The 22,406-nt window shown below is 40.1% G+C and carries 24 protein-coding genes; 11 read left to right on the top strand and 13 right to left on the bottom strand.

Annotated elements, in window-relative coordinates; genetic code table 11:
- Positions 1–26 precede the first annotated feature (26 nt).
- Both H5154_RS10500 and H5154_RS10495 read right to left on the bottom strand, forming a co-directional pair.
- Positions 27–677 (bottom strand): hypothetical protein, encoded by a 651-nt coding sequence (locus H5154_RS10500; protein WP_182718236.1) that lies wholly within the window; start codon positions 675–677, stop codon positions 27–29.
- Positions 678–786: 109 nt separating this feature from the next.
- Positions 787–1,746, bottom strand: coding sequence for a sensor histidine kinase (locus H5154_RS10495; protein WP_182718235.1), 960 nt, complete (start codon positions 1,744–1,746; stop codon positions 787–789).
- 162 nt (positions 1,747–1,908) lie between these two features.
- On the opposite strand from H5154_RS10495, the gene H5154_RS10490 reads away from it, so the two are divergent.
- Together H5154_RS10490 and hemH are read left to right on the top strand one after the other, a co-directional pair.
- Positions 1,909–3,195 carry an HD domain-containing phosphohydrolase gene (locus tag H5154_RS10490; RefSeq protein ID WP_182718281.1) on the top strand — a complete coding sequence of 429 codons (1,287 nt, stop codon included), beginning with the start codon at positions 1,909–1,911 and terminating at the stop codon, positions 3,193–3,195.
- A 96-nt stretch (positions 3,196–3,291) separates the two neighbouring features.
- Positions 3,292–4,311: a ferrochelatase gene (gene hemH / locus H5154_RS10485; protein ID WP_145239845.1), complete on the top strand. Its 1,020-nt coding sequence runs from the start codon at positions 3,292–3,294 to the stop codon at positions 4,309–4,311.
- 1 nt (position 4,312) lies between these two features.
- Here hemH and arfB read toward each other — a convergent pair whose 3' ends face one another.
- On the bottom strand, positions 4,313–4,726 hold the full coding sequence (gene arfB, locus H5154_RS10480; RefSeq protein ID WP_145239847.1) for an alternative ribosome rescue aminoacyl-tRNA hydrolase ArfB: 414 nt from the start codon (positions 4,724–4,726) through the stop codon (positions 4,313–4,315).
- A gap of 131 nt (positions 4,727–4,857) precedes the next feature.
- On the opposite strand from arfB, the gene H5154_RS10475 reads away from it, so the two are divergent.
- The gene (locus tag H5154_RS10475; protein ID WP_182718234.1) at positions 4,858–5,418 is read left to right on the top strand and encodes a short-chain dehydrogenase; all 561 of its coding nucleotides are present in this window, start codon (positions 4,858–4,860) and stop codon (positions 5,416–5,418) included.
- Positions 5,419–5,522: 104 nt separating this feature from the next.
- Positions 5,523–9,584: a DEAD/DEAH box helicase gene (locus tag H5154_RS10470; protein ID WP_182718233.1), complete on the top strand. Its 4,062-nt coding sequence runs from the start codon at positions 5,523–5,525 to the stop codon at positions 9,582–9,584.
- 71 nt (positions 9,585–9,655) lie between these two features.
- Here H5154_RS10470 and H5154_RS10465 read toward each other — a convergent pair whose 3' ends face one another.
- The 4 genes from H5154_RS10465 to H5154_RS10450 are packed head-to-tail and all read right to left on the bottom strand — an operon-like array spanning position 9,656 to position 11,779.
- On the bottom strand, positions 9,656–10,411 hold the full coding sequence (locus tag H5154_RS10465) for a phytanoyl-CoA dioxygenase family protein (protein ID WP_145239853.1): 756 nt from the start codon (positions 10,409–10,411) through the stop codon (positions 9,656–9,658).
- 4 nt (positions 10,412–10,415) lie between these two features.
- Positions 10,416–11,006 (bottom strand): uracil-DNA glycosylase family protein, encoded by a 591-nt coding sequence (locus tag H5154_RS10460; protein ID WP_182718232.1) that lies wholly within the window; start codon positions 11,004–11,006, stop codon positions 10,416–10,418.
- Entirely contained in the window at positions 10,996–11,370 is a 375-nt protein-coding gene (locus tag H5154_RS10455; protein ID WP_182718231.1) for a VOC family protein, read from the bottom strand. Before H5154_RS10455 ends, H5154_RS10460 begins: the two co-directional genes overlap by 11 nt.
- 46 nt (positions 11,371–11,416) lie before the next feature.
- The gene (locus H5154_RS10450; RefSeq protein ID WP_182718230.1) at positions 11,417–11,779 is read right to left on the bottom strand and encodes a VOC family protein; all 363 of its coding nucleotides are present in this window, start codon (positions 11,777–11,779) and stop codon (positions 11,417–11,419) included.
- Between the two features lie 259 nt (positions 11,780–12,038).
- On the opposite strand from H5154_RS10450, the gene H5154_RS10445 reads away from it, so the two are divergent.
- The 3 genes from H5154_RS10445 to H5154_RS10435 are packed head-to-tail and all read left to right on the top strand — an operon-like array spanning position 12,039 to position 14,322.
- A complete protein-coding gene (locus H5154_RS10445) occupies positions 12,039–12,383 on the top strand; it encodes a hypothetical protein (protein ID WP_182718229.1) in 345 nt (114 codons plus the stop codon).
- On the top strand, positions 12,380–13,987 hold the full coding sequence (locus H5154_RS10440) for a PepSY domain-containing protein (RefSeq protein ID WP_182718228.1): 1,608 nt from the start codon (positions 12,380–12,382) through the stop codon (positions 13,985–13,987). Before H5154_RS10445 ends, H5154_RS10440 begins: the two co-directional genes overlap by 4 nt.
- Positions 13,987–14,322 (top strand): DUF3325 domain-containing protein, encoded by a 336-nt coding sequence (locus H5154_RS10435; RefSeq protein WP_149981968.1) that lies wholly within the window; start codon positions 13,987–13,989, stop codon positions 14,320–14,322. Before H5154_RS10440 ends, H5154_RS10435 begins: the two co-directional genes overlap by 1 nt.
- Positions 14,323–14,622: 300 nt before the next feature.
- On the opposite strand, the gene H5154_RS10430 is transcribed toward H5154_RS10435, so the two are convergent.
- Positions 14,623–15,159 carry a lipocalin family protein gene (locus H5154_RS10430; RefSeq protein ID WP_182718227.1) on the bottom strand — a complete coding sequence of 179 codons (537 nt, stop codon included), beginning with the start codon at positions 15,157–15,159 and terminating at the stop codon, positions 14,623–14,625.
- 123 nt (positions 15,160–15,282) lie between these two features.
- Here H5154_RS10430 and H5154_RS10425 point away from each other — a divergent pair, with 123 nt between their 5' ends.
- The 4 genes from H5154_RS10425 (at position 15,283) to H5154_RS10410 (ending at position 17,902) form a co-directional block, all read left to right on the top strand.
- Entirely contained in the window at positions 15,283–15,732 is a 450-nt protein-coding gene (locus tag H5154_RS10425) for a YaiI/YqxD family protein (RefSeq protein WP_145239874.1), read from the top strand.
- Complete coding sequence (locus H5154_RS10420) at positions 15,729–16,271, top strand: DUF6942 family protein (protein ID WP_182718226.1); 543 nt, start codon at positions 15,729–15,731, stop codon at positions 16,269–16,271. Before H5154_RS10425 ends, H5154_RS10420 begins: the two co-directional genes overlap by 4 nt.
- A 53-nt stretch (positions 16,272–16,324) precedes the next feature.
- Positions 16,325–16,696 carry a response regulator gene (locus tag H5154_RS10415; RefSeq protein WP_145239878.1) on the top strand — a complete coding sequence of 124 codons (372 nt, stop codon included), beginning with the start codon at positions 16,325–16,327 and terminating at the stop codon, positions 16,694–16,696.
- A gap of 372 nt (positions 16,697–17,068) precedes the next feature.
- Complete coding sequence (locus tag H5154_RS10410; protein WP_259398492.1) at positions 17,069–17,902, top strand: ABC transporter substrate-binding protein; 834 nt, start codon at positions 17,069–17,071, stop codon at positions 17,900–17,902.
- 80 nt (positions 17,903–17,982) lie between these two features.
- Here H5154_RS10410 and H5154_RS10405 read toward each other — a convergent pair whose 3' ends face one another.
- From H5154_RS10405 to H5154_RS10385, 5 genes are all read right to left on the bottom strand, one after another.
- Positions 17,983–18,693 (bottom strand): hypothetical protein, encoded by a 711-nt coding sequence (locus tag H5154_RS10405; protein ID WP_182718224.1) that lies wholly within the window; start codon positions 18,691–18,693, stop codon positions 17,983–17,985.
- Positions 18,694–18,758: 65 nt separating this feature from the next.
- A complete protein-coding gene (locus tag H5154_RS10400; protein ID WP_259398491.1) occupies positions 18,759–19,223 on the bottom strand; it encodes a HipA domain-containing protein in 465 nt (154 codons plus the stop codon).
- Between the two features lie 226 nt (positions 19,224–19,449).
- Positions 19,450–19,737: a HipA N-terminal domain-containing protein gene (locus H5154_RS10395; protein WP_259398490.1), complete on the bottom strand. Its 288-nt coding sequence runs from the start codon at positions 19,735–19,737 to the stop codon at positions 19,450–19,452.
- Entirely contained in the window at positions 19,721–20,041 is a 321-nt protein-coding gene (locus tag H5154_RS10390; protein ID WP_145242858.1) for a helix-turn-helix domain-containing protein, read from the bottom strand. The genes H5154_RS10395 and H5154_RS10390 overlap by 17 nt, the downstream gene beginning before the upstream one ends.
- Positions 20,042–20,594: 553 nt before the next feature.
- Positions 20,595–21,896 carry a PD-(D/E)XK nuclease family protein gene (locus H5154_RS10385; protein ID WP_182718223.1) on the bottom strand — a complete coding sequence of 434 codons (1,302 nt, stop codon included), beginning with the start codon at positions 21,894–21,896 and terminating at the stop codon, positions 20,595–20,597.
- Positions 21,897–22,406: the final 510 nt, after the last annotated feature.

Genomic DNA, 22,406 nt, shown 5'->3' with positions numbered 1-22,406 from the left:
CATGCTGGTTGTTAAAACTATGTTTTCTAGCCTTCTTCTTCCCACAAAGCCAGTTTTTCATCTTCTAGCATCAATGCCATGGATGCAATGCCAGTAAGACTTTCATCTAATCCGGTATACAGTAGCGCAAAGCCTTCACTAAGTACCGCAGGTTCTGGATGCTCTTTGAGCGAATCTGGCCACATCGCAAAAGTGGCTAGTAAATTAAGCGTCGCTTCAAAGTTATCAATAAATAACTGTCCATCCGCCTGATTCTCAACGACCTGTTTATCGGCACTGAGTAAAAAGTTAAAGTCATGCTGCCATACTTCTTGATTCACCATATAAGCAGCTAAATAGCCTACACACCATTGTTGTAGTTGCTCACTCGGCGCTTTAGCATCTTTACCATGAGGATAAATACTTGCCAGTATATGCTGCTGCGCTACCTGAGCTTCGGTCACATTATCCAGCAGCGTGATCATTGCGTCATGCTCCGCTGAGCTTGTCATTAATTGGGTATAAATAGGGTCATTTTTATCAGCAATATAATTGGCAATTTCTGACTCGCCATAAAATTCCGAGCACGCCAATAACCCACTGATAAAACCAATCACGCTGTCAGAACTCACCACTTTTAGTTCAGGGTGCTGACTTAGATAATCCCTAAGAACCAATTCACTTTTTTCATTAAGCATTATTCACCCTCAAGTTATTATAAAATTCATACCTACACTAACCAACAATTGGCTAATTTAAAAGCAAATTATTACTTAACCTAACTCTGGTTAAATGGTTTTGCCTGAGTTAAGGTCGCTCACTCAACACTGGAAATATACATCGCACACATGTACCTATATTTACGGTGCTCTCAATTTCAATTTTTCCCTGATGATCATTAACCATAGTGTACACTAATGGCATGCCCATACCGGTCCCCCTGCCAACTGGTTTAGTAGTAAAAAATGGATCAAAAACTTTTGCAAGCACTTGCTCACTCATGCCACAACCATTGTCATTAACACTAATAATTATTTGCTGGTCGTCGCTATCAACTTGCACGTGAATATGTGCTTGTCTATCAATTAATGCTTCGCAACTATGTGAAGCATTAATAAGTATGTTAACCATTATTTGATTGATGGTTGCCAAATCACAATAACTCAGCGGCAATGTCGTTATTGATGTGGTTAACTGACAACCTTTTAATTGATTTTTAAGCAATTTAAGCGCATTTTTCACAGCATCTGTCATATCAGCCAATTGTTTCTTGTTAGTTGTTGGTCGCGCAAAATTAAGCAAATTGCCCACGATTTGATTAATGCGCCTTAAGCCTTCAGCACTATCAGCCACTAGTTGATGAATATCTTGCTGCAGTTCAGCAAATGATTGCTGCTCACTAAGTGATGCTAACTGTTGTTGAAAATTTGTTTCACTAATCCTCTTAGCTAAATATTGCTGGTTTAAATCAAGTAACTCACAAAAGCCATGCATGCTCTGTTGCAAACTTTCTACATTGCTCATTGCATAAGCTAAGGGATTATTAATTTCATGGGCAACCCCAGCACATAAGGTACCTAAAGTGGCCATTTTTTCTGCTTGAATAAATAACTGCTGTTGATACTCAAGATCAGCTACTTTTTTTATTAACTCTTCATTTAGTGCATATAAAACGCGACTTTTATCTTCAATCAGCTGCTCAGCCTTTATACGCGCGGTACGTTCACGAAAATAAGCTTGCTTGTAGTCTTCATCTATCGCATCCATCTTAATTAACCAGCAATTAAAAACGATTATCTTGTCATTAAAATTAGCACAATTGATGCCAATGACACGGTTTAATTAGAAAAACTATAGCAGACAGGCTATGGTTAATAATATTGTTTATCCATAGGTAAAATCGTGAGTCAATCAGCAGACCTACCAACCATGCAAGTATTATGCGTTGACGATGATGAGATTGTGCTACGTTCTTTATCGCGGCTGTTCAAAACGCAGCAACTTACGGTACTTACCAGTGATTCACCTATAGATGCACTAAAATTAATCAAACAGTATGAATTTGATGTAATTATTAGCGATATGCGGATGCCAAAAATGAATGGCGCTGAACTTTTTCAACAAGCGCAAAAATTAGCACCTGATACTCAGCGTATTTTACTTACTGGTTATGCAGATATCGAAATCACCTTAGCAGCTGTTAATCAAGGCAAGATCCATGGCTATATCCAAAAACCATGGCAAAATGACTTATTACTACGTTCCATCACCGACAGTATTGAAAAATATCAACTTAAAAAACAAAACCTGAAACTCCAACAACAAATTAATCGCCATAATGAAGTCCTCAAAGAACTTAATAGCTCTCTTGAACAGCGCGTTGAAAAAAGAACCAAACAAATAAAACAAGTACTTAAAAAACTCGAAATTGCCAACGCCCATGAAAAACACGAACATAGTTCAACAGTTGAGTTGCTCTATAACTTCATTAATGCCAATCCATATTTAGATGGCACCAAAGCGCAGAACATTGCCAATACCTGTACGCAAATAGCAAAACAGTTGCAGCTACCACCCAAAAATATAGAAATGGCGGCAATGGCTGGTTACTTAGCTCAGATAGGGCTGTTAGCAATGGATCCCGCACTTTATGAAAAACCCGTGCATGCGCTTAATGAACAGCAACGCAAAAGTTATTATACGCATCCAAGTACAGCACAATTGATGTTAATGCCTGCGACTCATCTGCATGAAGTATCTGACGCCATTTATCACCAGTACGAACGCTATAACGGAAATGGCCTACCTAAAGGATTAAAAGGTAATGATATTCCTCTTAGTGCAATGATACTCGCGCTTTCTCGTGACTATTGGGATGCATTTGAACAAAGTAATTTAAAAGATGAAGAAAAGCACCAACATGCACTCGAAACAGTAAAAATGTACAGCGGTAACTTTTACCATCCTAAATTAGTGCAAGCTTTGGAGGCTTGCCGAGTTAAATGCATTAAGCAGCAAGCAAAAGTAGGCTCGATGAAAATAATAACGGCCAAAGAGCTAGCCATCAATATGGTACTTAGCCATGCACTGCATAGTCACACGGGGATTATGTTGCTGCCAAAGGGGCATATATTTAGTGCTAAATCCATTGAAAAGTTACAGCAACTAGAAGCTAAAAAACCGACTCCATTTAGGATCATGATCAAATCATTGTAAATCAGTGATCCTATTTACCCTTTCATTCGTTACAATAAGCTATTAATATTAATAGCATATATTCCATAACCGTCTATTTTGCTTTAGGAGCATTGCGTGTCGCGATTTTCAGCCGTTACCGATAACCCTCATGATCAGCGTTTTAATCAAAAAACAGGGATTTTACTGACCAACTTAGGCAGCCCCGATGCCCCAACAGCAAGTGCATTGCGTATTTACTTACGTGAGTTTTTGTCAGATCCTCGTATCGTAGAAATACCGCGTATTGTGTGGATGATCATCCTGCATGGCATCATTTTGCGTATTCGCCCAAAACGCTCAGCTAAACTATATAAAAGTATCTGGACTGAAAATGGCTCGCCACTGACCCATATTACACGCCAGCAAAGCCTTAAATTAAATGCCTTATTAAAACAGCATGGCTATACCAATACCGAAGTGGTTATGGCGATGCGCTACGGTAATCCATCAATCGAAGCGGGCCTTGAAGAGCTCAGAGATAAAGGCTTAACCCGCATTATTGTGTTGCCACTTTACCCACAATATTCAAGCCCAACCACAGGCTCAACATTTGATGCCGTGGCGAATGTATTAAAAAAATGGCGCTGGGTGCCAGAGCTTCACTTTATAAATGGGTATCACAAAAACCCAACCTACCTAGAGTCACTCGCTAACAGCATTAGCGAAGATTTAGAAAAACACGGTATGCCACAAAAAATGGTGTTTTCGTACCACGGTATGCCTAAACAGTTTTTAGATAATGGCGATCCCTATCACTGCCTGTGCCAACAAACCACCCGTTTAGTGGTAGAAAAGCTAGGCCTAGACAAAGACAAAGTGATCACCACTTTCCAAAGCCGTTTTGGTAAAGCTGAGTGGTTAAAACCTTACACAGATGCAACCCTTGAGAGCTTACCAAGCGAAGGGATTAAAGACGTGGCTATTATCAGCCCTGCATTTAGCGCTGATTGCCTTGAGACACTTGAAGAATTAGAAGGTGAAAACCGAGAGATTTTTGAACAAGCTGGCGGTGAAAAATACCGTTATATAGCTGCGCTTAATGATAGAGACGATCATATTAACGCGTTATTTGAGGTGCTTAAACCAAACTTATAAATTAAACTTTAACACTGCCGCGCAGCGCTTTGGTATTACCATGTTTGGTTTTCTTATCCATGCGTCTGCGCTGTGAATTACGTGTTGGCTTAGTAGCACGACGAGCACGTTCAACCTTAGTGGCTGATAAAATAAGCTGTTTTAGTCGCTTTAACGCATCTTCCCTGTTTAGCTCTTGAGTTCGATGACTTTGTGCTTTGAGAACAATCACACCTTCTTTAGTGATTCGACTATCATTGAACGCCAACAACCGCTCTTTATAAAACTCTGGTAACTTTGAGCGATTAATATCAAAGCGAAGGTGGATCGCACTGGCCACTTTATTAACATTTTGACCACCCGCTCCTTGTGAACGAATAGCTGACAGCTCTACTTCCCATTCATCGATTGTTACGGTATTTGAAATAATTAACATGTGGTTCAGCTACATCAGGCAAAAATGTAGTATATCATCTGATGTTAACAGACTAAAACCCTCTTTAATTTATAGCGGTTATCTAATTAATAGTCTTTAATGCAACTAACAATTGAATAAAGGTGCTCGACATGAAAAAAATAATTTTATCTCTTAGTTTGTTAGCAATGAGTTTTTCAAGCCTTGCGGCAGATATCACAGAAAAAGATTTACAAGGTTATATGAAAGCATTACCCGCGGTTGTTGATTGGTCACAAAATCAAGATTCATTAAAAAGCATGGATTTGGGTAGTATGTTAGGTGGCTCTGAAGGGGGCTCGACGGCAATGGCATTAGGCGCCCTTGGTACAATCAAAGATAATGATTTATACAAAGAGTTTGCAGCCCTTACCAATAAATATGGTTTCACGCCTGAACAACTAATTACTGTGGGTTCTGAAGTCTCGATGGCTTACCTTGAAAACATCAAAGGTAATTTATCGCCAGAAAACAAAGATAAAGTAAATCAGTTAATGGGCGGTTTGCAAAGTATGGGCGGCTCGAAGCATAACAGCGCTAGTTCAATGATGGGCACACTTGGTAACTCAGCTAATGCTGCTAATACAGATGCGCCGGTTGTTAGCGAAAGTAATTTAAAACTAATTAAAGAATATATGCCGCAACTACAAAAACTATTTGCCAGAGTGCAATAGGTTTTTATAAAAAAGCGACCTTAGGGTCGCTTTTTTATAGTTGTAACTCCCCCAGCTGAAACTTATACTGGCTGCAATCATTAGCGACTTTAATTATTGATTTTATGCCATTAAGTACTTTTTCGCCCGCCACAACTGATAACGACCAAAAACAACTGTGTGTATTACTTGCACTGATAATAAGTGGCTCATCGCATGGCTATGAGAACTCTGTCCAGCAGCTCACTAAACGTCTTTATAGTCACATTAAAAATGGCTATTCGTTTTCTCAAGCTGAAGTCGCTAAATACACTAAACAACTCGAATCTAAAGATTTAATTTGGAAGCTCCCCTACGGACCAAACTTTCGTATATCAGTTAGCGCAGTTGCTTATGTAGCTATTAATGCTATAAAACATCAGCCAGTTTTATTGCATGCTTTTTTAACCGAAGCTACAAAAAGCTATTATTACCACGATCAAGCCGTGCACTTTCTGCACCTGCTATTTAATGATCTTGACCGCGCAAAAAGCGGAAAAAAACCGCTCCCTAGTGATTTATCACTTGAGCTTGATAGCGCTTTTGTTAATTTGCTCGCGCAATCACCATACAGCGAGCAACTGTGGCAATGCCTTCCTGAGCAATGGCAACAGCTTTGCTTGGATAACTTTATCCGCGGTCAATTTTTCAACCTCACCAGTGAGCGTGCATGGCCGACTCTGATTGCCAAAGCGCTCCCAACAACAGAGCTGAGAAAACGCATTTATCTGAATGAGAATTTAGCCATATTATTACAAGAAGATAATTTTGCTGAATTGTTAGATGATAAAAGAGACCGTGTTTTAGCCACTTTTTATGAAGCAAATACCAATGCCATCAAGGGTGAGTTTATTGATATTGCTTTGATACAGTATAAAAGCGCTTTAACAGCGTTTAGAAAAAACTTTGGCAAAGGCATCTATCCGACCGAGATCACCGGATTACTTTACACTGTATGCCTATTTATCAGTGCAACCGCTGCAGATATTAAACAACTAAATACCTGTCGAAAATGGTATCAAAAAAATCTTGGGGAATTAAGCCACCCAAGCCAAGCGATTGATTATTTGCTGGAAGAGGATTTAGCTAACTATCAAAACCATCGTTTAAGCAACAGCTTAAGTCATCTACTTGGTAACCCGAATGCATTAGCGCCATTATTTTGCTTATTACTGGCAATTATTAAAAACGCCACAGACGAACAGGTAAATCATCTAAGGGGTGATACTGAACTGTTAGAACAGCTCAATAGCGCAATTAGTGCGCATCAACACTGGTTAGCTGAGCAATGCCAGCACTTAGTTAATTGGCTTAGCGATGACACACCATTACCCAATACTGGTTTATTACAGCACTTTACCCGCGTCCCACAATGGCAGCGTTGGCTTAATGATATTAGCCAAATTGATACGCCCACTGCGCAGCAACGAATTGTATGGCAACTGGATTTAACCCATCTAGATTTACCGCTCATACAAGCCAAAGTACAGCAACTCAATGCCAAAGGCGAATGGACCAAAGGTCGTAAAGTAAACGCCCAAGAACTTGCTTATAACCAGTATCAAGATGCATTAACCAGCGCCGATCATAACTTAGTACAAGTGCTAAATAACCATGCCGGATTTGGTTATCACGAAATACACGCAACGGCCGCGGTATTACAAGCACTAATAGGGTTTAAAGGGCTTGAAGATCACAATGGACAGCCACTTACGCTGATCAAAGGCGAGTTTGTCATTGAAATCGCACAAGACAGCAATGATTGCTATCGCCTGGTAATGCAACCGAGTATCAGCGATCCGGACTGTGACTTTTTACTTATCCACAGTCACGCTAATTGTTACCAAGTATTCGCCATTGATGACAAACAGCTCAAATTACTGCAATTATTTGAGCAACAACCCAATAATTTAACCGAAGAAAAACTGCCACAACTAAATGCCGCATTACAAGTACTGGCTAACGAGCATCATATTAGCAGCCAGCGTACCGAGTTTGCTCATATCAACAACGTACGCCAAGGCTTGTGTGAATTTGCCGCAGTGATCGCTCTTACCCAATTAGGTATCAACATTAACTTTTATGCCATGCCAAATGGCGTAGATGGCCCTTGGGTTGAGCCCGGCATTGGTGCTTTGACACTCGCACATACTGATGATGATCAAACCGACAGCATTGTTATTAAACGTGATTTAAAAGCAGAGCAAAAAGCGTTTAGAAATTTACTGAAAAATATGGCCGGATTATTTGCTGATCGGCAATCACCGCAACATAATCAAATTCAACAGCAGTTTTATTTACCTGAAGATATTAGCCAAGCAATTGAGTTACTTGAAGCTGCGCAAAAAGCACAGTCTCTGGTATTAAGTTGGGACGAAACGAGCCAAGGCATGAGAGTTGCCAAAAGCCAGCACCTTTCTCTTAACTTAAATGATGATAACGATTGGTTAAGCGTCAGTGGTAAAATCTCACTCCCTAGCGGCCAAATATACGAATTACAAACCCTGCTTAAAGCCCCGCGCCGTGGCAGCATTTTAGAGTTTTCGGAAGGCAATTCATTATTATTGGATCAGCGTTTAACTAACTTATTAAATCGCTTAGAAGGGATGCAAAATATTGATAAGCACAACCCAAGTGATGAACTACGGATTGCCAACGCGCGTGCATTGCCTTTACACCAAAGCATTGCCGACTTAGGTGATGTCACATTTGGTGACAGCTGGAAAACGCGTTTAGCTAAATTTGAGCAAACTATCGACCCTACCTTACCTGCACATTTAGTCCATATTTTACGAGACTATCAAGTAGTCGGGGTTAAATGGCTAATGCAACTGGCCAACTGGGGACTCAATGCTTGTTTAGCCGATGACATGGGGCTGGGTAAAACCTTACAAACCTTAACCGTGTTACAAATGCGCAGTAGTTTAGGTGCCAGTGTAGTGGTTGCGCCAAAATCTGTGTGTCATAACTGGCAAGTTGAAACCGAGCGATTCGCGCCGGCTTTGCATGTAAAAATCATTGAAAACGCCACTGCATGCGCTGATATTCTGGCAACGGCTGGTAAACACGATTTAGTGATCGTCAGTTATGGTTTACTGCCACTAATTGGTGAACAACTGGCGCAATTTTCTTTTGCTAATATTGTCTTTGACGAAGCACAGGCAATTAAAAACCCCTTGAGTTTAAGAGCTAAAGCCGCATTTGCACTCAATGGTCAATTTAAAATTGCCCTATCAGGCACACCAATCGAAAACCATTTAGGTGAACTGTGGAGCTTGTTTAACTTTTTAATGCCAGGCTTTTTACATACCCTGCCAGTATTTAAAAAGCGCTTTGGTAACGCCGATAAAAACCAACAACAAGCCGATACCCTGAAAACCCTCATTGCTCCATTTATCCTGCGTCGAACCAAACAAACGGTATTGACCGAGTTACCAGAAAAAACCGAAATAAACTTAACCTTCGCATTAAGTGAAAAAGAGCAAGCACTGTACGAAGCAACCCGTTTAAATGCACTTGAACAAGCAAATCAGGAAGATAGCCAATACATTACTATCTTGGCGTCATTAACTAAATTACGCCGCGCTTGTATTGCCCCGCAGTTGTTATTAGAAAATAGTAAGTTGCCATCTAGTAAACTCGACACTGCAGAAGCGATTATTGAAGAATTACTAGAAAACAACCACCAAGCGCTGATCTTCAGCCAATTTGTCGATGTGTTAAAACTGGTTGAAAAGCGCTTACAAAAACGCGGCATCGATTATTGTTATCTTGACGGCAGCATGAGTACTAACAAACGCAAACAACAAGTTGATAAATTTCAAGCAGGTCATGCACCACTGTTTTTGATCAGCTTAAAAGCAGGCGGCACGGGGCTTAATTTAACGGCGGCTGATTATGTACTGCATCTCGATCCGTGGTGGAATCCTGCGGTTGAACAACAAGCATCAGATCGCGCGCATCGCCTAGGGCAAACACGCCCCGTTACTGTGTACCGACTGATAGCACAAAATACCATTGAAGAAAAAATCCTGCAATTGCACGAACATAAACAAGCACTCGCAGATAAAGTACTCGCCGGCAGTGGTGATGCTGGGCAAATGTCTAAAGATCAACTACTGGCGCTGTTAAGTAACAGCGAAATGTAGCTCAGACCTGTTTATCTTTCGAGATTATTACAGCAGCCCATGTGGTTTTTAGGCAGGTCTATGTAGCGCGGTTATTCTTGGTGTGCCAAAGTAACCGCAAAAGCACTGGCATCTTCTAATGTCGAAAGCATCGCTGGAGTAGGCAAACAGATATCCTGAACAAAATGCAGTACGTGGGGCTGTGGCTCACCAAAAAGAATATCCAGCGCTAAGCGGTCTTTACCATATAAACCACGGTGGATCATATTTGCCGAGAAAATTAATAAATCCCCTGCTTGCATTTCTATCACATGGCCGGTGGCTAAATCATCGCTGGTGTTGTTGTGATCAATCGCCAACCGAGTTGCCAGCTCATCAGGGGTATCCCAACGTCGATGGGTACCTGGTACTAACTCAATACCTGGCTCATCCTCAAGCGCAACCCGACAATGTATCACTTCAGGACCCGATAGCGCAGCTTGCTGCTCCGCCAAGCTTAAATGGTACTGCATATCACGATGCCAATAATTTTCTTGCTCAGGATTAACTGGGTTAAAAAACAACTGGGTATTCATAAAGGCCGCTGATTCAAGTATCGAATCAACTTGAGCCATTAACTTATGGCTGGCAATAAACTTAAATAATACTAAGCGCTGGGCCTCATCTAAATAGGTATTTGCAGTTAAATAGGCACTATTAACCGCCTTGGTTTGATAAAACTGTTGATTATCTGCGATCCATTGCTGATGAAAACAATTGATCACTTCGCGCTCATGCACAAGTTCACGTTCAGTGTAAAAACCTTTTACATGAAAAAAGCCATGCTGCTCAAATTGGGTATTGATCATCAAACTAATCATCCTCACATTGCAAAATTGCTTGAATAGTTTGCGCCAACTGTGGCACCACATCACGCTCAAACCAAGGGTTTTTAGTTAGCCAAATATTATTACGCGGACTCGGGTGTGGCAATGGCAAAACATCTGGCCAATACTCACGCCATGATTTTACTAACTCAGTGAGGGGTAAATGTTTTGTGTGTGGTAAATGGTACGCTTGGGCATATTTACCCAGCACTATGGTTAACTTAATATTGGGCAGTGCCGCTAAAAACTGGGAACGCCATGCAGGTGCGCATTCTTTACGCGGCGCTAAATCGCCTGACTTACCTTTACCTGGGTAACAAAAGCCCATCGGCAAAATAGCAACCTTAGTTGCATCATAAAAATCGCATGGCTTAAGCCCTAACCACTCGCGCAGCCGCTTACCACTGGCATCATCAAATGGAATGCCACTTTGGTGTACTTTAAGCCCCGGCGCTTGCCCTGCAATTAAAATACGCGCACTGGGATTAAATTGCAGCACCGGACGTGCCCCAAGCGCCAGCTCAGGCTCACAGATCACGCATTGACTAACTTGCTTTAACAAGGTGCTAGCCATCATCACTGCTTTGCCCTATTCGCCACAGCACACCACTTGGATCATAAATAACAAAATCAATCATTTGCCACGCTTGCAAGCTTGGCTCAGTAATTTTTATATTATATTTTTGCGCCAACCCTGCACTTGTTAATTTATCATGCCATGCTGTCACATCTGCAACTAATAAGTGCATCATAAAATTTTTAGCGTGCTCTGGATTATAAAAATTTTGCAGTAAAAAACTACAGTCTCCGTGGTAAAAGTACGCCATATCTGGGGTTTCCCACGCGATTTGAAAGCCCATATGCTGATAAAACGCACAACTAAGCGCAAAATCTTTTGCTGGTACAAATGCTTTAATTTCTTCGCAACTCAAATCTGTCATTCAATTCATTTCCTTGAGTTAGTAAAATTATGATCTATTTTTGCGTTCAATTATGTTCTGACCACACTGCAAATTCATTGCCACTGGGCTCGGTAAAATGGAATCGGCAGCCCCCTGGAAAATCAAAAATTGGTTTTATAATACTCCCGCCATATTGCTCTACTTTAGCCTGTGTTTGCGCAATATCCTCGCTATAAAATACTAACAAAGCTGCACCATGTTGCGTTAATGAGCTAAGTGGTGCTTGATAAAAACCGCCATCAAGCCCAGCAGTATCAGCACTAAATGACGTATATTCAGGGCCATAATCAATAAACTGCCAATCAAAAACCGCACTAAAAAATGCCTTAGTGGCGATTAAATCTGCTGCGGCAAATTCAACATAATTAAGTTTTTTGTGTGCTGACATAGTACTCCCTAAAAAATTAATGTAACGGCTTATAGCCTTCCAATCACTAAGCATACAAGCAGTTGAAAAATTTGCGAACTTTTCAATTAAAACAGCAAATGATAAAAGCAGATCATCATTTTACTAAGTAAATATACTGAGTATTATTGCGCTATCACCCGAACAAACAACAAAGAAAATACGAATCACTATCTTTTCTGTATCTAGAATATATAATACCCTCTTTATTCGCCCCCATTTGGGACTTTGAGGGATCATCATGCACGCTCAATCTGTCAAAAACAGCCAAACACTCTCTATAAGATCTAAATTAAGCCAAGCTTATCAAGCCCATGCTTACCGTTTTGCTGTTATCTCACGCTTTTTTGCCGCCATTGTTGGTGGTTATACCTTTACTGCCGTGTTTACCGCGTTACTGAGTATTATTTTACCGCTGAAAAAATCAGATGCTGTACTGCTTAGTATCAGCCTGACTATTTTAGTGTACAGCTGCGTGTTTATTTGGGTGTTTGCAGTTAAGTCACTATCTAAAATATGGATCACTATTTTACTAACTACTTCAGGGTGTGCTCTGATCTTATCATTACTAAAGGATTGGCTATGAAAGAGAGTTTTTTCCGCTCCATGACCTGGATGCATACTTGGGTTGGATTATTAGTATGCTGGTTACTCTATTTAATATTTTTTGCCGGTACGGTGAGTTTTTTTCGGGACGAAATAACGCTATGGAATCAACCAGCACTGCACAATGTACAAGCGCCTGAACAGCGTGTAGCGCAACAGCGTAGCCAAATCATCAGTGGTATTAATTACCTACAAAATGCAGGCCCGGAGTCTACGCGTTGGGGAATTTACTTGCCCACAGAGCGAAAACCGCAGCTTAACTATGCTTATGAAAAGCCTCGTCCTGAAGGGAAGCGTTTTGGTGGTTGGCAAGAGCACAATATCAACCCACAAACAGGCGACGAAATAGCACAAACAAGAGACACCAGAGGTGGTAACTTTTTTTACCGACTGCATTTTGACCTACATTATATTGATGTACGCACAGCCCGATGGATTGTCTGCTTTGCGAGCTTATTTATGTTGGTAGCGCTGATATCTGGGGTGGTGATCCACAAACGTATTTTTAAAGATATGTTTAGCTTTCGTGCCAACAAAGGCAGCCGCAGTTGGTTAGATGGTCATAATCTATCGTCAGTATTGGCGTTACCTTTTCATATTATGATCACCTATACAGGCCTAATCACGCTAATATTTATGTTATTCCCCTATCCAGCAATGACCGCATACGAAGATGGTATTCGTGGTTTATTTAACGATGTGTCACCCACTAATGTGCGCACCAAAACTAGCCCAGATAGCGCTCCATTAATAGCCATCGATACTATTTTAGATCAAGTTTATACTAACTGGCCTGATGCTGACTTAACACAAATTTCAATTCGTGATCCAAATAAAGCCTCAGCCACAATTACAGTCCGTGCAGACACCGGTAGCCTAGTTCGCGACCAAACACCCACCTTATTATTTAACGGTGTAGATGGCAGCTTAATAGCTAAAACTGCTGCCCAATTAACCAATACTGAAGTGTTCTATGACTCGCTAACAGCCCTACACACAGGCCGTTTAGCTAACCCATTATTACGCTGGTTATACTTTTTATGCGGCGTAGCTGGCTGTGTAATGATAGCAACTGGCTGTATTATGTGGGCTAAGCGTATTCGCGAACGCATGAAAAAAGACCAACCCGCTACAATTGGCTTAAAGTTGGTAGAAGGGTTAAACCTTGCCACATTAATGGGCTTACCACTTGCAACCTGCGCATTTTTTATTGCCAACCGGTTACTGCCTATGACAACCCCTGAGCGCGCAGATAAAGAAATACTTGCATTTTTTGTGACTTGGCTAGCTGTTGCTTTGTTTGCGCTATTTAAACGCGCAAGGCCGCAGTGGATTTTACTCGCGTGGATCAACGGTATCGCCTGTATCAGCGTGCCTGTTATTAATGCTCTTACCACCAATGGCAATCTAATAAGCTACTTGCTAAACGGCCAATGGGCGTTGTTTAGTTTTGATTTAATGTGCTTAGTATTTGCAGCCTTATTTGTAATTCAGGCCAAAAAAATACCAACTCACACTCCGGCTAAAACACCGCAACAACGGGCGCGCCGTTCAGCAAAAACCAAGTTACAGGAGCAATCATAATGCATGAATTACTGCAATTGAGCCTATGTTTACTGGCATTTAATTGTTTTGCTTTGGCTAAATTTAATCATTACCGTGATGTATTTAAAACCCGCCCTAGCGACAAACTCAGTAAACAGTTTTTGATCGCTGCTTGGATCAGTATTTTACTAAGCTTAGTACTGAGTGTTGTACAACATAACGGCTACGGCGCTTTACTATTTTGTGGTTATATGGCGCTAAGTGTCTTAATATTAATGATTTTTTATAGCTTCAAAGCATCTTGGGTAAAAATAATGAGTGCTTTAAATATCACCGTTGTAATGCTCAGTGGGCTGTTTTTAACAGTTTTTTAAGCTTAGTTAGTAAAAATATGATCTGAGCAAAAAAAAAGGCAAACTAACTTAGTTTGCCTATATCCAAATGATTTGGTTATAAATAGTAGGGGGATACTCATGTTACAAATAGCTTGATTGAAGCTATTGCCAATCAATCTATGCGGAATATGATATCCCTCTAATGTGTCATATTTATTACCTAGTAATTACTTTTTAATATAAAAAAATAAAACCTATTACTGTGTAGTCGTAGCAAAGTCAAAGTTACACAAGCCGCCCTACATAGCTATTCTCTATCACTGTAAAGGGGATTTACAGTCATGGTGTACTGTTCTGTTTAACCATAATCAGGTTGTCAGTATCAAAGCCTTTTTGCTGCGCAAGCACTTTAAAGTCAGCTAAGCGTTGCTCACTCACAGTGGGGGTACGCGATAATAGCCACAAATAATCGTTATTGTAGCCAGATACGTACGCATATTGGTAATTTTGTTGGTCTAACTTAAATACAATATAAGAGCTGTAAAAAGGACCAAAAAACGATACTTTTAAATGACCAACATTATTGCTATCAACAAATTTCGCAGTACCTTGAGCCTCACTCCATTTGTTTTCCTCGCTATTAAAACCACGGTTTAGCACAGTTACAGAGCCATCATCGTTAATTGTATAATCCGCTGTTATATTATCTAAACCACGCTCAAAAGAGTGATCTAATCGGGCTATTTCATACCACTTACCTTGGTACTGTTCGATGGAAAAAGGACTCACTGGTGCAACCTTATCGGGCATGCCAGTACAGCCAAGCAGTAAACTACTGACGAACAGAGTAAGAGTGATAAATAATTGATTTTTCATCGTTGATTCCTTGATAGTTAATTAGGCCACCAACGCAGTAAAGCATAAAAAGTTCACTTAATACTAGTTGTTCTAAAAGCCTTAGGTTAGGATCATTTTTTTACTAACTATTAGAAGTTAACAATGAAGATATGGGTTGATGCTGACGCCTGTCCAGTGGTGATCAAAGAAATTTTGTTTCGTGCCGCAGAGCGTACGCAAACTGAAACAATTTTAGTCGCTAATCATGCAATGCGTATTCCGCCTTCAAAATACATTAGCCGGTTGCAGGTCTCATCAGGGTTTGATGTGGCTGATGACGAAATCGTCAAACGTATTGCAGCCAATGATCTAGTGATCACCGGTGATATTCCGCTAGCATCCGAAGTAATCGATAATGGCGGCCAAGCGCTAAATCCTCGCGGCGAACTGTATACCAGTGAAAATATTCGCTCGTTACTAAATGTGCGCGATTTTATGGATACTATGCGTTCAAGTGGCGTTGAAATGAACGGCGGACCGCCACCGCTTAGCCAAAGTGATCGTCAAAACTTTGCTAATAATCTAGACCGCATTCTAGCTAAAAATAAATGAGTAAGGCTGCAAGTAATATAGGCTTTGGTGACCCAGCTTTTACAGTCGCTGTGTATATAGCGAATGTACCACCGATGCCACAGTACACCAACCTAAGTACAGTGACGTCATGTGTGGATGGACAAATTGCCAGCATCAACCAAGCCTGTGGTAATGGCTGGCGTAAAGTATTTAATGTATATGCTAAAGTGTTATTTGCACTGCCTAGCGAGCATTACCACTTCGCCAAACTCGCCCCGACTTGGCAACACTATCGTGATGAACAACTGCTACAGCCTAATAGTCAAACAGCCTTACTTTTTAGCCCTCCGGTTTTAAACAACAATAATACCTTGCATATTATTGCCGGACGCACCTATGCTAAAGCATTGCTTCAGCAAGGGCACCTAAAGTGTCAATTACAGTGGTTAGATGAAGAATTTGCTATCGATAAAGTAAACAAGTTGATTGTGTGTCCATACTTTGATTACCGCCAACTTAGCAATATAAAAATAGCGCGACTTAGTCAGCTAGTTGCCCAGTGTTTTGTGGCAGAGTAAGACTTTGTTAACTAACCTTAAGGTAATTTGCATATTATGGACAATTTAACTTTATGAAAATCCTCGTCGTTGACGATATGCCTTTGATGCGCCATGTATTAATAAATATGTTAAGAAAACTAAATTATCACGATATTGTTGAAGCGACTGATGGAATACAAGCATTAAGTTTATTACAAAACCAAGGCTATGATTTAGTTATCACCGACTTGCATATGCCAAAAATGGATGGCAAAACTTTACTCAATCGTATTCGTGATGACCAAGAGTTAGCCGAAATCCCGGTGTTAATGATCACCTGCGAAGACAGCTCCACAGCAATCAAAGAAATTATCGCCGCGAAAGTGTCAGGCTTTATTGTAAAACCTTTTAATTTAAATGTGTTAGATAGCCAGTTAAAGAAAGTTATGAAGTTAGAAAGTTAGAAAGTTAGTCAATCTCAACGCAATGTTACTTTAAACATTGTTTAAGTGCGTCATCATCTTGCTGAAATCTAGATAATAACCAAGCTTGAAAAGCGATTACCTTTGGCCAATTAAAATGCTCCTTAGGGCCCACTAAATAATATTTATAGTGGCAGTTATATTCAAAATTAGGGTAAACTTCTAACTGCCCTAATTTGATATGGGACTCAATTAAACGTCGCCTCACACCACAACCAGATAGGTTTCACTCATCAGACAACTCATATAAGCCGCACACAAGTTTATTAACTAATTCGCTTTTGCGTGATCGCTACTGTAGTATCATAAATGAGGAATTTATAACCAATGCAGATTTTTTTACCATGATCATAAATGCTAAATTACACAATGCGAACAGCTAAACGATTACGCAACATATGCAACGCCAGTCTGTTACTACTGTTGTGTGTAAGTAACGCCAGTAAAGCAGTACCAACAGCGCAAAGTATTGACTCAACGACAATTCAACTTAGCGCAGGTGAATGGCCGCCTTTTCTCAGTGAATCGCTGCCCTACCAAGGTGTAGTAGCGCATTTAATTCGCGATATATTTGCGGAAGCAGGCATTACCGTTAACTTTACATTTTTACCTTGGTCACGTGCATATCACGATACCGAAAATAACAAATATGCCGCTACTGCGGTATGGATGTTCAGTGACGAAAGAGCAACTGCTTACTTATATAGCGAACCGGTACTCAGTGAACGATTTGTGTTTTTTTATCAAAAGCAGCGCCATTTTGATTGGCAAAATATTGCAGATTTAAAAGGCCTATTACTCGGTGGTGGGCTTGGCTATAGTTATGGCCCAGAGTTTGATAAAGCCCTTGCCGAAGGCTCTTTTGAAATGTCGCGGGTAGGTAATACCGAGCAAAACTTTCGCCGTTTAGCACTAGGGCGTATCGACGCCTTTGCTGAAGAGCAAAGTGTTGGCTACTTTACCCTCAAACACCAACTGCCCGATCTTGTTAATGTTATTAGCCACCACCCCAAACCCCTGTTAATTAATAAAAGCTTCTTACTATTTCCAAAAAATAACAGCGAAAGTGAAAAACTGCTCAACACCTTTAATCAGTACTTATCACAGTTTAAGCACAACGGCCGTTACCAATCTTACTTTAAAGGTTTAGAGCAAGGTGATTATCAGCCCCAAGCCAAACTACAGTAACGAGTTAACCCGTAGTTCATACTTTACGTGACAATAAGCCTAACCTAACCCGGCGTTTACTTAGAGCGACTTGTTTGCACTTAATCTTTAAACCAGCGGTAAGCGCCAAAAACTCCCATAAAGGCAAGGCAACCAACAGCCACTAATTGCCAAACTTTGTAGTTATAGCCTTCATTTTTCAAAGCAACTGTATTCAAACGGGTATCAGCTTTTGACACTGGGGTTAGCGTCATCGAATGTGTAATTGTGGCTATTGCAGTAGCGTTTTGTTGAGATAAAACAACCGTTGGCTGTTTAACATTCACGCTTGCTTTGCTTGGTGCTTGCCACTGGGCTTCAAATTTTGCACGCTGCTCAGCTCGATTTTCACTGCACCAAACAAAGTCAGTTTGTTGCATTTCTTTAGCACGGCAGCGCTCAGGATATTGGTAAAAGCTACTCCACGCGAGTCGCTTGCTATCACTGTCGTATGTTTTACTATAGACCGTTGAGTCATGAACTTTTTTAGTTAATAAATCATTCGCAGATGAGCGAGTATAAGTTCGTGAACCTGAACTGTGGCTCCTCCAATTAGTTGGGCTTATGCAGTGACGACCTAATATTTCAAACAACTCAGTTGAGCGCCTGCGTAAACGCTCACCTTCAGCTGCCTTATATCCTGCCCTCATTCTATCCTGAACTTTTTCTCGCTCGGCTTTAATAGCATCACACCGTGATTGCGAATACTGCTCTGCGGCCAATGTGCTATTGGTTGAAATCACGCAGATAGCCAATAAAATCCTTTTAATCATAATAAATCACTGTCGTTAAATTAGGGATAGCGTAGCATTTTTTACGCTAGCAGCAAGACTTTCAATTAGAAGTTTCCGACAACCATTCGCCTATCAAAACGATCGATAACAAAGGCCCGCATTTCATCATAGCTACGCAATTCAACGTCAGGCACATCAAGTCCTGCGCCTCTTGCCAGCAACATAGTAAATAACTCATTTACGGCAATGAAAGGCGCAGCGCCCGTTTCAAACTTAAATATTTTATTAGAACATAATTCGCCTTCACCAAACCCCAGCCTGCCGTCGATTTCGAGTAAATTAAGCTTATCTTGAACCCCAGCGACAGAGAGCCTCGTTCGCCCGTCCCATAATGTAATAGGCTCGCCCGCTTGCTTAAAACGGTTCAGCTTTTGACTCAATTGGTAATTCGTTACTTCACGAAAGGAGGTTTGCTTTACTGCACAATTACTTGCTCTAAACGATAAAGCACCTGATGTCTCCTCGCCAATCACTTTAATTAAGCCAAGGGTATACTCAAACCACCTCAAGATGCAGAATTCAGCGTTTCACAGGAGCTTAATATCAAGGCGTTACTTTGCAAGAATGGCAGTCCCTTTTAAGAAGTAACAACGCTGAGAGTAAGTGCCTGTGAAACGCCCAGCGGGTTGGTTTAAAAGCAATTTATACTGCGTTATTGATTTTAACAATAGAACCACTATTACTTGCAATCAATGCCTTGCCTAAATCGCTTTTAATTCCAACTGAAACTCGTATCTAGAGGTAGTTTGAGTATGTATTCTTAGAAATGGTCGTGCTACTGATGATCTCTTCAAGGCCTTTCCCCTCAGGTAATAAATTTTGCAAATAATTACGTACTGCACGAGAGTCAAAATCGCCATTGAGTGGCAAATGTGGTGAAACTGCAAAACCCTCGTTGATCCATTTAGCCTCATAAGTAAATGAAATCTCATTTTCAGAGCCTATTGCCAGCGTTATCTCAGCCACCTTTTGCGATTGACCGATAAACACATCTAAACGATTGGTGTTAGTACCACTGTTCATCGCTCACCTCATCATTGCTATGAGCTATATCATCACTGACAAGGCTGAACGACAACCCTAAATACTCCATAACTTTTAGTACATTATGCAGTTGCACAGTTACATCACCTTTTTCTATTTTTATTAGCGTAGGCTTAGAAATAGCAAGCGCTTGTGATACATCCACTAATGTCAGCTTCATACCAGTTCGCTTTGCAGTAATGGCTTTAGCCAGCTGCATGGGTGAAAATGGCTTAGAAAGCTCAGGCATTTCAGTACGCTTAACAACTCTTCCGAGTGTTTTTTTGACGGAGGAATCGCTCATTTATGGTCAACTATAGTTTACTTATACAACCAATTCTAGAATACCTTAAGAAAAAGTCAACGATACTTTACTTTTAGACTAAATAATTAATCAACAAGACCATAAGTAAAATGCATTTAACTTATGAATACTTGTAATTAAATTAAAACCCATAAGTAAATTTTAATTGACTAGTTTATAGCGTAAAACTGGTAAGTTGAAAAACGGGCTACGGTTACATCCTAGCTCCTAGTCACTTCCCTAGAACCTAGCGCCTTTACCTTGCCTGTGATTGTTTTAAAACCAATTTTACCACCGAGCTCACCGAGGCGCGGCGCCACATAGAGAAGATAAAAAGTGCTTCGAGCGACGGGCTTCGAGCTACGAGCTACGAGCTACGAGCAAATCCTAGCTCCTTTTAGCACCGTAGGCGTTAAGCTTGCTAACGCGAAAACGCAGCTTTTAGGGGGATACCTCTTCAGGGCTAACCTAACCAAGTTTCAAAAATCCGTAAAAAAGCAGGCTAAACTTGATACCTGCTTTTTAACAACTTACATTTAAACTAAGAATCCCCTCAAGCTTTGAGTTTAAAGTCTTTTACAACATCATAAAAATCTTTAATCACATGATAGAGTGAATCATCTCCCGCGTCTAAATCTAAAGTTTCGATATTTTCCAGCAAAATTTCGTGCTTAAAACGCCAATTAGATTGTCTTTTCATTTTATATGCATCAGCAACCTTTTCAGCAAAATGATGAAACTCTTCTGGCGAATAGCGGCTAGCATTAATCGATACTGTATAGATATCTTGATTTTCTTCATTTATCTCACGTTCGATTTCAAGGTAATAAGGCCAATAATCCCCCTCCTTAGGAGTATGCTTAGTTAGCATTAATATCATCTTGCTATCATCAATATCAGCACCCAGTTTAGGGAATAGTTTCCTTACAGCTTCATTAAAGAGATTAAACTCATTTAAGCCATGCAACTCATTAAATACCTTATGATTATGCTGTATTAACTCAGCAAGCTTTAGCTGCCAATCGTCATAAGCATGCGCGTTTGGTAATACATACCCAAAATATTCTAGAGGAGTTAGCTCAATGAGGGAGTATGATTTTTTATTATAGGTAAGTTCCTGATTTTCTAGGAGGCGAAGTGTTTCGAAGTGGTTAGCTGATACCGTATTTAGTAACTTATTATAGTTTTTAAAGTAGAGAGTTCTTTTCTCATCCCACTCACCAAAAATGAAGTCATGAACATCTCTTAATTGATGCTCTTGTTTTTGGGTTAATAAATTACGTCCAAATAAATCAAGTAATGCATCTGACAGCCAAGTATCATCTACTTTCACAAATCGATTATCATACTCGTCACCATGGTTTTTAAAGTGACTATCCGATAACACATATACTTTATTCCAATCAGCATAATTAGTTTCTATCCAACTAGCGTATTTTTTTAATTGTTGGTTTTGTAATTTACTACCGTCTTTTCTCTCAATAACAATAACTAACTTTTGACTTGGATCTAAAACAAGCAAGTCAATCCGTCCAGCGCCATCATTAATAGGGAATTCGCGAATAACTTTAGCTTGAGAGGTTGAATGAGAAAGTAGCTCAAATGTACTTAAAAAATTTCCTAACTGCTCATCATCAGCAACATTAAAGACATAGTGAAGTAGTGCTTTTAAAAAGTAATCGCCTTGTTGATGGCCTCCATTGGGATCTAAAAGCCATGCCAAAATATCAGACTTCTTATTTTCATCAAGCTTTATCAACTCAAGTACTGAAGTTTCTTCACTTCGACTAGACAGAGCTTTAAAATCCTTATCCAATAATAGTTTAAATGTTTTTTCCAATAAATTTACACTCACTTCTCACCTCTTATTTTACTTATAAATTATCAAGCGACGTTATTTTTTAAAGTGCAATATAACAGCGACAGTCCAGAAGAATTTATAGTAACGAGTAAGCGAAGCCTTCCCTGTAACTGCTTCTTATATATGACTTAATAAAAACCATCCTTAAGTACCACATACTTAATCATTATGGGAGGCCAGTCAAGGTAAATTCATATTTTTATATATAAACCAGAACCTTAGCGTTAACACTAGTTATTAACAGCACTGAAAGTACTACACGCTTTTATTTGCAACACATTAATTACAAACTAAATAACACGATCAACATTATCTTTAGCTAAACCCCAGGGCAAGAGTATGAAAAAAGCCTATGATTTCAATACCTTTCCAAGGTAACCTGTACTGCGCATAGCTTTTTTCTGTTTTGCGGGCATGCCTTTATTAAAGCTTGTTTCTGCTTTTAGCTGATTAAATGCGATGTGTCTCAGCCCCGCAAATACAGGTGCTGCACCTTCACGCCTA

Origin of the sequence: Pseudoalteromonas sp. SR44-5, from assembly GCF_014163675.1 — a bacterium.
Classification (GTDB): Bacteria; Pseudomonadota; Gammaproteobacteria; order Enterobacterales; family Alteromonadaceae; genus Pseudoalteromonas; species Pseudoalteromonas rhizosphaerae.
Note: the sequence above shows the minus strand (reverse complement) of the source record. Positions and strands in the feature narration are given on the sequence as shown.